The organism is Lapidilactobacillus concavus DSM 17758, assembly GCF_001435835.1.
Lineage (GTDB): Bacteria > Bacillota > Bacilli > Lactobacillales > Lactobacillaceae > Lapidilactobacillus > Lapidilactobacillus concavus.
In genome coordinates, this window is record NZ_AZFX01000043.1 from 1 (window position 1) to 11,384 (window position 11,384).

The 11,384-nt window shown below is 39.8% G+C and carries 14 protein-coding genes and 1 pseudogene; 5 read left to right on the forward strand and 10 right to left on the reverse strand.

Features of this window, described 5'->3' with window-relative positions; translation table 11 throughout:
- A partial coding sequence (locus FC15_RS04890; protein WP_057824531.1) for a phospholipase D-like domain-containing protein occupies positions 1-1,037 on the forward strand: 1,037 nt, incomplete at its 5' end.
- Between the two features lie 774 nt (positions 1,038-1,811).
- Positions 1,812-2,399: a DUF536 domain-containing protein gene (locus tag FC15_RS04895; RefSeq protein ID WP_057824533.1), complete on the forward strand. Its 588-nt coding sequence runs from the start codon at positions 1,812-1,814 to the stop codon at positions 2,397-2,399.
- A gap of 132 nt (positions 2,400-2,531) precedes the next feature.
- Here FC15_RS04895 and FC15_RS04900 read toward each other — a convergent pair whose 3' ends face one another.
- The 8 genes from FC15_RS04900 to FC15_RS04940 all read right to left on the reverse strand — a co-directional run bounded on the left by FC15_RS04900 (position 2,532) and on the right by FC15_RS04940 (position 7,188).
- Positions 2,532-3,293, reverse strand: coding sequence for a GH25 family lysozyme (locus tag FC15_RS04900; protein ID WP_057824535.1), 762 nt, complete (start codon positions 3,291-3,293; stop codon positions 2,532-2,534).
- Between the two features lie 10 nt (positions 3,294-3,303).
- Positions 3,304-4,308, reverse strand: coding sequence for a replication initiation factor domain-containing protein (locus tag FC15_RS04905; RefSeq protein ID WP_057824537.1), 1,005 nt, complete (start codon positions 4,306-4,308; stop codon positions 3,304-3,306).
- 205 nt (positions 4,309-4,513) lie between these two features.
- Entirely contained in the window at positions 4,514-4,855 is a 342-nt protein-coding gene (locus tag FC15_RS04910; RefSeq protein WP_057824539.1) for a single-stranded DNA-binding protein, read from the reverse strand.
- A complete protein-coding gene (locus FC15_RS04915) occupies positions 4,848-5,708 on the reverse strand; it encodes a tyrosine-type recombinase/integrase (protein WP_083479106.1) in 861 nt (286 codons plus the stop codon). Before FC15_RS04915 ends, FC15_RS04910 begins: the two co-directional genes overlap by 8 nt.
- Positions 5,653-5,970 (reverse strand): hypothetical protein, encoded by a 318-nt coding sequence (locus tag FC15_RS09270; protein ID WP_057824543.1) that lies wholly within the window; start codon positions 5,968-5,970, stop codon positions 5,653-5,655. Before FC15_RS09270 ends, FC15_RS04915 begins: the two co-directional genes overlap by 56 nt.
- A 280-nt stretch (positions 5,971-6,250) precedes the next feature.
- Positions 6,251-6,487: a DUF2922 domain-containing protein gene (locus tag FC15_RS04930; protein WP_057824547.1), complete on the reverse strand. Its 237-nt coding sequence runs from the start codon at positions 6,485-6,487 to the stop codon at positions 6,251-6,253.
- Positions 6,488-6,490: 3 nt separating this feature from the next.
- The gene (locus tag FC15_RS04935; RefSeq protein WP_057824549.1) at positions 6,491-6,745 is read right to left on the reverse strand and encodes a hypothetical protein; all 255 of its coding nucleotides are present in this window, start codon (positions 6,743-6,745) and stop codon (positions 6,491-6,493) included.
- A 170-nt stretch (positions 6,746-6,915) separates the two neighbouring features.
- The gene (locus FC15_RS04940; RefSeq protein WP_057824551.1) at positions 6,916-7,188 is read right to left on the reverse strand and encodes a hypothetical protein; all 273 of its coding nucleotides are present in this window, start codon (positions 7,186-7,188) and stop codon (positions 6,916-6,918) included.
- A 217-nt stretch (positions 7,189-7,405) separates the two neighbouring features.
- Between FC15_RS04940 and FC15_RS04945 the strand changes: the two genes are divergently transcribed.
- Complete coding sequence (locus FC15_RS04945; RefSeq protein ID WP_057824552.1) at positions 7,406-7,810, forward strand: hypothetical protein; 405 nt, start codon at positions 7,406-7,408, stop codon at positions 7,808-7,810.
- A gap of 769 nt (positions 7,811-8,579) precedes the next feature.
- On the opposite strand, the gene FC15_RS09145 is transcribed toward FC15_RS04945, so the two are convergent.
- Together FC15_RS09145 and FC15_RS04950 are read right to left on the reverse strand one after the other, a co-directional pair.
- Positions 8,580-8,735 (reverse strand): hypothetical protein, encoded by a 156-nt coding sequence (locus FC15_RS09145; protein WP_157051243.1) that lies wholly within the window; start codon positions 8,733-8,735, stop codon positions 8,580-8,582.
- A gap of 200 nt (positions 8,736-8,935) precedes the next feature.
- Positions 8,936-9,523 carry a site-specific integrase gene (locus FC15_RS04950; RefSeq protein WP_057824554.1) on the reverse strand — a complete coding sequence of 196 codons (588 nt, stop codon included), beginning with the start codon at positions 9,521-9,523 and terminating at the stop codon, positions 8,936-8,938.
- Between the two features lie 250 nt (positions 9,524-9,773).
- On the opposite strand from FC15_RS04950, the gene FC15_RS04955 reads away from it, so the two are divergent.
- Positions 9,774-10,988, forward strand: a complete 1,215-nt coding sequence (locus FC15_RS04955; protein WP_057824556.1) for a DNA cytosine methyltransferase — start codon at positions 9,774-9,776, stop codon at positions 10,986-10,988.
- A gap of 78 nt (positions 10,989-11,066) precedes the next feature.
- Positions 11,067-11,384 (forward strand): annotated as a pseudogene (locus tag FC15_RS04960) (NgoFVII family restriction endonuclease); the annotation flags it as partial.

Sequence of the window (11,384 nt, forward strand, 5' to 3'; positions counted from 1 at the left end):
CAAATACTTCTTACCAAAAAGTTATGCAACTTAAACGTTATAAAGAAGAAATCGATAAGCACAAAGATGATTTAGATGATTTGGCATTGACTATATCAACTATCAAAAATACAAGATTGATTGCTGACTATAATCGTCTAGGTCTCAAAGACAATGAAAACATCTATCATTACGTAACTCGTGACCGAGGAACCCTAAAACTATCTGAAACTAGCTACCCCTTAGTCGACATAAATCATCTCGAGCCACAATCACTAAAAAGTAATTCCTTTAACTTCACTGACGGCTTAAAGGAATATAAATACACCTTTGGTGACAGCCAGGTCTTTATGAAATTTGGTGAAACTCTACCAAACACTGATCTGTTAAAAAAAATCGACATTGAAATACTAGAAGATCCATTCGAATTCATAAAACAATCATTTAAAAAGTTTTACAGTACTGGTGGCGTTCTAGTACCAGAAAAAACACGTGATTATCTATATCTTCCACTCTACTCATACAGAGACCATAAAGTATCAGAAAGTAGTGGTTTAAATGCTTGGAACGGACTACCAAAATCAGCTGGCAGTACTGTACTACGCCCAGAAGGAGAAGCCTACATTCCAATTCCAAAAGCCCTTTGGAAGAAACACCCTTATTGGATAAATCCAACGATAAACATGAGTAATTATGCTGAATACCACCAATCCACTGGTAAATCGAGCTATCCTATCCACTTACACATGCCGGACGGAACCACATTCGACGCTATCTTTGCACAAGAAGGCTTCAAAGCACTACAAACTAACCCTCAAAACATCTTAGGAAAATGGATTCTTAATGCCTTAGGAATTAAAAAACCACAAAGACAAAGATACGATATACCAGCTACCAATATCGTTACAATGGATCGCTTAAAACAAATCGGATACGACAGCGTAAAACTATGGCGAGAAGACCCTGCTAAGCCAGACGATATTTGGATCGACTTCGCAGAATACGGGTCATTCGAACGATTCATGAACGACGAAACACAGACCACAGAAGAAGATTAAAACTCCTCTTAAACCCCAACCAAAAGGGTTGAGCCGTGCCGGCTCTCTCAAGACACTTTCCCTATCAATGAGAAAATGTCATTGATTTTGCTTTCTTTTGACACCTGTATTGATGATTCAGCATTAGATTCACGCTCTAAAGCTCAATCATCAATTACAGCAACCGTTTAAACGCAACTAGCCCTTGTCCCTGGTCATCTCGTTTTATCGTGACGTAGCACGTATGCTTTTGTCTTATCTGAGTGCATATGAACTCAATTTGATTACAGGGTGGTTGATTCCATTTCCTAGTGATCCGCTCACGTCTTTTGCGGTGTATCTCCGCAGGGTTTAGCATACCCATGTTGTAAACTACAAGCGGGGTCACAAGCCGCGCTCACGAGTGATTCGAACAATCAATTGACAGGGAACTACCCAAACGTCTTTTAGTTGGGTGATCAACTCCAACCATTCCGTTTTCGCATGAAAAAAAGTGGGCTCAAACTAAGTTTTAACCTAGTTTGAGCCCACTTTTCTAAATTTCAGATTAGTTGACTGTTGATTTTCCTTCAACCATGTTATAATATTGGTTGAAATCAGTTGGGTTAGTGTCTCAGCTGAATGAAAATCTTACTAGGTAGAGTAGTAAGTCGCCATCTCCGGGAACGCCAATTCCGCGGAGTATTTTTTTTGCGCTTAATATGTAATTGTTAACATCATCATACACATCTATAATAGTAATAGCAATCGAATTTCGAAAAATGTTCCGACAAAAAAATAAAATGAGTGATTTCAATGCCAAAAACAATTCTTGAATTATCAAAAGAATTAAATGTGTCAAAAACAGCGATCAATAAGTTGCTGACGCCAGACAAGCGCAAACGCTACGTGAGCAAAAAAGGAAATCGGTTTTTGATCTCAGACGATGGTGTGAATGCTATCAAGGCGCACTTTGAGGGTAATATCGATAACCAAACCGACAACATCGAAAACAACGCAAACAAAACTGCACAAAACGATAACCAAACCGCAAACCAAGTTGGCGATATCAATCAAGAATTGGTTGACGCTCTCAAAGCAGAATTGGTAGAGAAAAACAAGCAGTTAGCCGCGAAAGATGATCAGATAAATACTGTCCACACATTGCTAGATCAACAACAGAAACTAACGCTACAAGCTAATCAACAGATCAGCAAGTTGGAATCTCAAGTTAAGCAATTGCAACTTGCGGAATCATCTGAAAGTACTGATACGATTGATGTTGAACCAGAATCGAAAACAGCACCACTCAAACCGACAACTTCGGAAACTGAATCGAAAACTTCGAAAACTGAATCGAAAACTAAGAATCATAAGAAACATTGGTGGAATCCATGGAGTTAATAGCAATTATTATCTTCTTTATCGTTGGTCTGTTTATCGTGCCGATTATTAATATCATTCTTGGGCTCATTAATATGAGCTTATCGCTATCTTTCTTTGTATGTAAAAAGCGCCCAAAAAGGCGCTTTTTGTCTACCTAATTCGCAATCGATCTCCTGGGTGAATAACAGCCTTAATCGTTGCCCCATTTAGCTCAGCCAAATGGTTCATATTAAGCCCGTATTTATGCGCGATTCCCCACCAGCTTTCACCAGGCAACACGATATGATATTGTGCTGAGCTCGGCTTTTTGCGACATTCCCCGGTGTAAAAATTGAAAAAATCATACGACATATCAACCTTCATGCCCATGTAGTTATTCGTGAATTGCCAAGTCCCAGTGTTGTTGACACCAGGCTTGCTGACGCCATAATTGGCAATCCAAAAGTTATTTGGAATCAATTGATACTGATCAAGTCTTCGTTCCCAATACCAAGATGCACTGGAGTAGACGTCCACATTCGGATAGCCGTGTTTTTGCACCTGCTTGAGAAACGCATTTACTGGCACCGTAGCGTCATTTGGGATCTCCTTCGACTCAACGTCCACGACCATCGCTGAATTGTCTCTCAGGCCTTGTTTTTTGACGTTTTTTAAGAACCAATCTGCTTCCAGAACCGCGTCCGCATTGTTGCGAAATCTCGCAAAATGATAAGCATGAACCTTCATACCAACCGATTTGGCATTTTTGATTTGCTTTGCTGCTTTGGGATTCGCATATGCGGTCCCAGGATTAGATCCTTCCGTTAACTTGATAATGACGGCTTTAACGCCAACATCAGAAAGCTGTCTAAAAAAACTCAATGAATCCGGATTGTGGCTCGATAAGTCAGCCACTAGATTGTAATTTACCAATTATCTCCTCCTAATTGTTCTGATACTGATTAATTGCGTCGACGTGCTTGCTCTTCATATGGCTCATGCCGTGATGAATCGTCCGATACACCCACGATAGATCACCATCATAAGCCATCATCAACGTACTCAACGTTGGTGCAATTTGCTTGTCGACCCATTCTTGCATCTGTTCGACAGTGCGCTCCAATGGCAATATCGTCAATTTTAATTTACCCACATCGCCTAACAGCTCCTGCCACCAATCTGCAGTCGGCCAACGAGCCTTGTTTGTGTCTGATTTCTTGGGATTATCCAGAAATCTAATATAGTTATTGAGTGTCTCCCGCAACACTAAACCAATGTCATCGCCATTTGTAAGGTGTTTTGCCAATAACTGTGCACGATCTTTCTTGAAAACGACCTCTAATCGCGTCCATGCACATAAATTTTCGGCGTTTTCGCCATTATTAGCCATTCTCTCGAGTTTCTTGTCGTAAATTCGCATGAAAATATCTGATTTTTGGGATCCAAAATACATTGTGCGTCCCAAATATGCGCCGTTCGTACAACTCCGACTATTAAGCTCGTCCCACTTGCTCCACCTGCTGGTAAACATATTATTCAACGCCGCGGATTGTATCCGGTCGTAATTGATCAGCTTATCCTGGTGATCGTCTATGGCCAGATCAATTCGCGTAAATTTGCTTTCTGGAACTTGGTCAATCACCATGATCAATAACTCGCGAATTCCTCGAGTTTGCTCATAGACTCTGCACCCAGTCCCCGTGATGATCACGTGCATTCCCATCTTGTCGTCCTCGATCGGTCGCTCAGATTTTCCAGAGTTAAACAGCACAAAAACATTTCCTTCCGACCATTTCCATTGACTGTTATATCCAAATCTTCCAGTAGTTAGAGCCTTAAATTCCTCCTCATTGAGTCTTAAAACGCTGGTAATCAAGTATTTAAGCTCAACTTTATGAACGGTAAATTCAAGCCAATCAAAAGCGGTAGTAAGATATGTTCCAGGCATTATCGACCACCTCATTCCAACCTTGTATTTACTACCCCCCTATTAGTAGTGGGGGGTCAATACAGGAATTCGCTCGAAACCCTTAACACTCGCCGTTTGGCAGGTCAAAAAAATGTTGGAACCTTTTTTTGAAACCTTTTAAGTGTTTATTGTTTAGGCAGTCAAGCACAATCTGCGCTTATGCTCCCTCACTACGTTCAGTCCGCTATGCAGATTCTGTTTGACTACCAGCCGTTTGCGGTCTCTGCAGGAATTCGATCGACTCAGAAATTACAGAATAATAAATCTGACTATCTCGTGACTCTGGATTGATCTTCTGTGAGACTTCCAAGCGTCCGTTAACGAGCACCTGACGTCCTTTCACGCAATACTGCGTCAACGACTCAGCAAGCTTATCAAACGCCACACATCGCACAAAATCAGCCTTGCTATGGTCTGAATGTCTAGGAACGGCAACCGTAAACCACACATATGACCGCTTACTACTATCCGACGTTCTCAATTCTGGATCTGCTGCTAATCGCCCTAATATCTTGATATCATTCATGTTGTGTACCTCTCTCTTGAAATATTGATGGTGTGATCTGTGACACATCAATCACTGCAGACTGCGTATAATGAGCAGTCATATTGAGATTCTTGTGGCCTAACAAGAATTGAATCGTTGTAATCGGCACACCTTGCTCCAGCAACCGCGCTGCAAACGTATGTCTGAGTAGATGGCAATGGAATTCAATGCCGGTTAAATCGTGATACTGCGTCGCATACGTCTGTAGCGTCCGCCGCGACACACGAAATAGTGGTCGATTGGACACCTCACAAGATTCTCGATACTGCCACACAATACGCGCTGACTCCTGGTCAATAACCGGAATACAGCGATCACTGCCCCATTTCGCTTCCGTAATGTTGATATAGACCTTTGCATGACGTAGCTGGATATCTCCATATGTCAGCTTGGACACCTCGCCAACTCGAGCTCCAGAGCCATACATCAGCATAAATGCCGCGCGAACATTATCCTGAAGTGTATTGACCCAGCTCAGAAAGTTAGTTAAATCATCATCACTCAAACGTGTAACTTTTGGTATCTCTGTCTGCAAATGCACACCTTCTGGCACCGGATTGCGGTCAATCAGACCCTCTAACTCCGCCCACTTGTAATATACGCAAACAGTTGAGATAACCCCGTTGATCGTCCGGTGACTTAACTCTTGCCTTAATAATTCACGCTGAAAGCCCATAATGTCGGCTCTTGTGACGCTGTAGACATCTAAAATGCCCTGAAATTGAAGATAATCATCAAAGATTTTAAGACGCCTACTATACTGATCAATCGTTGATTTACGCTTGTTTTCGAGATTTAGCTGGTTTAGAAATTCTTCGAATATTTTTGGCACCCTCTTTTTTCAAGTCAACTTTTTTGGCGTGAATTTGAAAATTTGTCGTATCTAAATTTTCCCGAATTTCATTTTCACGATTTTTTAAATCGTCCTTTTTTTCTTCGCCTTCTTTAAATATGTTGACTGAAATTAATTCAGATAAGTGATTGATCGACGTGGTTAATTCGTCCATGCGTCGGTCAACGCGCATGATTAATATCAGCGCGATTACAATCCCTGACGATTGCTCCACTAGATATTGCAGGAATTCAGTTGTCAAAGCTAAAGTCTGTCACCACGCTTTCTGTTGAAGTCTCTTGGTTAAGTATTGTTCCAAAATTCTGGCCGCATTCTTTGCAAAGTTCGAACGATCCGACGAGCATTTTGGCGGTGTCTGCATCATAAATATTCGCTCTGAAATAGATGTCGCGTACTCTGCTGCAGCATTCGCATTTGTGATATGCCGTTTGTGCGAATGTTTCCAGTTTGATATAGTGATTGATCATTTAAAATCTCCTTTAAAAAAAGGCCTAGGCTCTTTAGCCCAAGCCTTTCTTTAGTTATTCTGCCGTAATGTCGTAACTATCTGTTACTGTCTTAACGACTTTTGCGCTTTTCGGCGTTACGCCGTCCCAGATAAACTTGCTATCTGAAACAACGTCCATTGCGTCTTTGATTTCTGCTCCGGTGAGATCTTCACGCGGATTTGGAATGCGGAGGCGACGGTCTTTATCTTCCTTCAAGTCACGGAATGTGAGCACTAGGACTTCTGTTAGTTTTGCTTCTTGATCTGCCATCTATTACGCCTCCTCTTCTACCTGGTGTGATTCTGCGGACAATTGCGTTGCAACTGTTTCTTTATACTTATCAATACTATATTTCTGGAGTCCGTAGACTTTGTTGGCAATGCTGATTAATTCTTTGTCATCAGCGATCATTGTGCTGATGCCAGTTAACGTGATATTATGCGCGGTTTTGCCGTCTTCTGTGAGACTTTGGCCAACCAAGTTACGCTTGACAGTATCACGTTTGACGCTGTCGATAATGTTTACCACTGTGTTTCTCCCCCTTGTTTTTTGGTGACTATCGCTTGATCAGAGCTTTGGTCAATTTTTATGCAAAAAAATAGAATGCCGGCGTTCTGCAGGTATTCCACGTTATATTCCACTCAGTTTTATATTCCGAATACGCTTTCATTTTAACGCTGATGGCTCTTTTTAGCAAGCTATTTTAAAAATGGGTTATCTTTCATCATGATCTCGTCGTTGAAATAATTATATTGCTTGCTTGTTTCTTCCAAAGCAACGATCATTTTCTTTTGTAGCGTCAAAATCGTCAAGGCTGAGGCATAGATCACATTATTATCGGTCAACTCCTTATTGATGCCAGATATCGTGATCTTTCCGTCTCCGTCGTCGTCGAATACTGTCGCTGTGATACTTCTTCTTTTGCCACTTATATTGATTTCCAACTCAAGTTCATCAGGTTCTATTCGCATTTCGATTCCTCCTTTTTTTTTTTTGCAAAAAAATAGAATACCGGCATTCTGGTTCTGCTAGTATTCGCATCGTGATTTTTCCTTAGCTGATCTTTATCATGAATACAGTTTCATTGTACGTGGTATAGCTTTTTTTAGCAACTTGAGGTTTGAAGTCATCTATTTTTTACCTTGAAATAACAAACATATGTTCGTATAATCTGTTTGAGGTGATATTATGGAAATGCGTGAAACACATAGTGCGCCGTATGACGTGCCTAGGGATCAGTGGCTTTACAACGATCGGTGTATGGCCAAGTGGCAGGGGTGGATTCTTTCAGATCACTCCGCTGATATGGAATTCCACGAAAAAAACGATCAATTTGTACCAGTCAAACCGCAGATGTCTGATCAGGATATTAGCAGTATTCTAAACCACGCTTGGGAGCAAAATCATCAAGTTTCTATTCAAATCAACGATTTATACGACAATAATTTTCAACGCGACATTATTGGTTGGATTGGTGGTTTTGATGAGGGTCAAATCACCGTCATTAATGCGGTTGGCAAGTATCAGCGAGTTGATGTAGCTGATATTCGCAGTGTTAGCGAGGAGCTTCCGAAGAAATGGTGGCTTCAATAATAATACTCTGTTTAATTTTGAGCCAACGGGTGTGGGCAAGGCCCACGGTCTGTGAACCGATTTGTGTGCTATGCTGGCACGTTTTGGCAATCAGATTCAGCTGCTTCTGTTTAATTTATCGCCAACACTTTTATCCGTGCACACAAAAAACCACGTGTCAGGGCTGGTTTGTGCCTTGACACGTGGTTTAGGTTCGGGTCTTTAGTCTCGATTGTCAGCCAGTCGCAGACGTGTGCAGAGCGCGCGGCTGTGTCTGGCGAATATCGCGCCTTGACGCTATTCCTAGCAGTGCTCAATTCGGCGTCAGCGAAGTGAAGGAATGAAAAATCCTGCAGGGATTATTCATTCCTTCATGTCCTCTTCCCCTAGGTGTCTCAGCTACAATGGCGTCCTCTTCGTTGAGGCGCAAGCCGAAACAGCAAGGTGATGGGGTGAGGAAGAGTCTGAGAAACCTAGGGGAAGAGGACAGTCTTCGCGAAGCCAATGTGACCACTAAGCCGAAGTCGGGTCTCACGAAGGATAGATTGGGGTCACCTTAGGGCTAGAAGCCCGGTGGCACGCGAATCCGAGCGGAGACCGGACTTCGGCTGCCTTGAAGAGAAGATTGGTACTAACCGAATCGGAAGCCACAATGTTAGCCATATTTTTTACTGTAAAATAAAAAGCCTGCTAACACTTATGTTAAACAGGCAATTTAATTTAGAGACTAGAAAAAAGCTTCAAATTAGTTCCCTTTTGAGGTCTTCTACTTTATACTTGAACTGTAATGCTAGAACAGCATAGAAAAAGTTACATGGACTTGTAAAGTTACATTGATAATAATATGCAATGTAATTCCAAGTCCAGCAAGATTAGTAATTGCAGTTACCAATCTCACATTTAAAAGATGCTTTTCAAAGCGTCTTTTTTTTGGCGTTTTTTTCATTAATTCACCCCCAAATAACATTTATTAACGATAATTTATTGCTAAATTTATAATAACATCTGAAGAATAAAACACAATATCTAGGTAAACCAGCTGAAGAATAAAACACAATATCTTGGTAAATGTGATATCAAATTCTATTCTTCTAACAATGCCTATATATATCGGCATTTAACTCGATAATAAATAGGAAAAAATTTTTAATCAAAATTGATATTGTCTAAAATTGTCTCTCGACTGGCCTGATCTAAACCTAAATAAGCTAGTGTCATTGCTTCACTTGAATGATTTAGCAATTTCATGACTAACCCAATATTATAATTTGTTTGTGTATAAACCCGATAGGCGCCAGTTTTGCGCATCGTATGGGTCCCTAGATAATTAATGTTTAACAGATTGCCTACTTTGTCCATAACCTTATAGAATTGCTTCTCTGTAATATGACGTTCTGGTTTTGTCGTCGATGGAAATAGCCATTCTGAATCTATCTGATGTTCTTGTAACCACTCTTGATAAAGTTTCAGATCATGCCTAACCGGTTTGAGATAAAGTGTATTTGCCTTTCCTGTCTTCTTATCATGGATAAAAGCATTTTGCTTCACTTCTCCTTTAACATCAAATACATCTGAATACTTCAATCTCATTACATCACTTACTCTTAGAAGTGTCGCTTTACCCACTTGAAAGATCGTATAGTTACGTCTGCCTGCTTTGAAATTGTGTAATAAAGTGTCTTGAACTTCATTCAAGACGTTTGAATCTTTGATTGGAAGAACTATCTGCTTCATCATAAGCCTCCGTTTAGGGGCTATTTAACTTGATATAAAATAAATAAGCCCTGTAACAACTAGCATAAAATAAAAACACTATTGTATCAATGATTAAGAAGGGCTATTTGCTAGAAATAGCCCCTTTTAACATAGATATACGAAATCTAACTTTATGGGCAGCGAAATCTTCTTATCTGCGGTATAATTTGTTTTACTGCAATTGATTCTAATTGCAATAAAACACAAAAACTGAAAAGAGGGAATTTAGATGACAAATTCTGTAAGTTCTACTAACGAGCAAGAATTTAGTATTGATGCATTCTTTGCTGGCGTCGGTGGAATTGAGCTTGGTTTCGAGCAAACCGGCAAGTTCAGAGTTGCCTATGCGAATGAGTTCGATCAGAATGCACGCAAAACTTATTCTTTAAACAACCCAGATACACACCTAGATGGCCGTGATATTCACGATGTTGATCCTAAGGAAATTCCAAACAGCGATCTTATCGTCGGAGGATTCCCATGCCAGGCATTCTCGATAGCTGGCTATCGTAAGGGATTTGAAGATGGCCGTGGTGATTTATTCTTCGAAATGTTGAAGATGATCAAAGCAAAAAAACCAAAGGCTGTCTTCATCGAAAATGTTAAGAACTTGGTCACTCATGATCATGGTAATACATTCAAAGTCATTCGAGAGGCTCTTGTCGAAAATGGTTATTTTATCCAATGGAAAGTGCTAAACGGAAAAGATTTTGGTAATGTTCCTCAAAATCGCGAACGTATCTATGTTGTCGGCTTTAAAAATAAAACAGCCTTTGACAATTTTGAGTTTCCTGAACCAATTAAATTAACAAAAACTATTCATGATGTCATCGATTTTCATAACGATAAGAACGAAAAGTATTATTATCGCAAGGGCGTTCAGCCATTCTATGATCAATTAGTACCAGAAATTACGAGCCAAGACACTATTTATCAATGGCGTCGACAATACGTACGTGAGAATAAGACTGGTGTTATTCCGACATTAACAGCCAATATGGGCACTGGTGGCCATAATGTTCCGCTAATTCTTACTGACTCTGGTGAAATTAGAAAACTGACACCTAAAGAAACCTTCTATGCTCAAGGTTATCCTAAAGACTTCAAACTACCAGAAATATCCAACGGCCAACTTTACAAACAAGCAGGTAATTCTGTTGTTGTACCGGTAATCAATAGAATCGCAAAAAATGTTTATTTTGCTCTAAATTCCGTTAAAGATAACAATGAATTAGAACAAAATCATGATAAATATGCTCTAATATACTCTGATATTAACAGTCGATTTGAAGGAAAGAGCTATGTAAAAAAATATAGTTCATCAATTGATGAACTAAAAAAATTTGTTGAAGCATCTGGTGTTCAATTACTAAATGATGCTGATTATATAAGACTTGTTCAAAAGAAGAAACAAGCAACATTCTACATGATAGAAGAATCCTAAATTATTCAAACGAAGCTGAACCTTTAGCTTCGTTTCTTTGTATAATCAAGTTATCAAATAAAATATGGAGCATAAGCTATGACAGTATGGAGTCGTTACTCAAAAGAACAAAAGACTGAATACGAAGAATATCTAAAAATGTATAGTGCACTTTCTGCACTATTTAATCAAAAATCATCTGAAACCGGCGCACCTTATTTAGACTCCAAATTTCAAGAAACAATCTACGCTCGTAGTTTCGATTCTGAAGACGTTGATATTGGAAATACACCTCACGATATCAGATCAACATTCGCAAATGACGACAAGATTGGTATTGGGATAAAGACCTGGTTAAACTCAAATACTTCTTACCAAAAAGTTATGCAACTTAAACGTTATAAAGAAGAAATCGAT

Bases quoted from the DNA above. Each gene is read 5' to 3' on its own strand.
- FC15_RS04955 (WP_057824556.1), top strand. From the start codon at position 9,774: ATGACAAATTCTGTAAGTTCTACTAACGAGCAAGAATTTAGTATTGAT.
- FC15_RS09145 (WP_157051243.1), bottom strand. From the start codon at position 8,735: ATGAAAAAAACGCCAAAAAAAAGACGCTTTGAAAAGCATCTTTTAAAT.
- FC15_RS04945 (WP_057824552.1), top strand. From the start codon at position 7,406: ATGGAAATGCGTGAAACACATAGTGCGCCGTATGACGTGCCTAGGGAT.
- FC15_RS04895 (WP_057824533.1), top strand. From the start codon at position 1,812: ATGCCAAAAACAATTCTTGAATTATCAAAAGAATTAAATGTGTCAAAA.
- FC15_RS04910 (WP_057824539.1), bottom strand. From the start codon at position 4,855: ATGAATGATATCAAGATATTAGGGCGATTAGCAGCAGATCCAGAATTG.
- FC15_RS04950 (WP_057824554.1), bottom strand. From the start codon at position 9,523: ATGAAGCAGATAGTTCTTCCAATCAAAGATTCAAACGTCTTGAATGAA.
- FC15_RS04905 (WP_057824537.1), bottom strand. From the start codon at position 4,308: ATGCCTGGAACATATCTTACTACCGCTTTTGATTGGCTTGAATTTACC.
- FC15_RS04930 (WP_057824547.1), bottom strand. From the start codon at position 6,487: ATGGCAGATCAAGAAGCAAAACTAACAGAAGTCCTAGTGCTCACATTC.
- FC15_RS04940 (WP_057824551.1), bottom strand. From the start codon at position 7,188: ATGCGAATAGAACCTGATGAACTTGAGTTGGAAATCAATATAAGTGGC.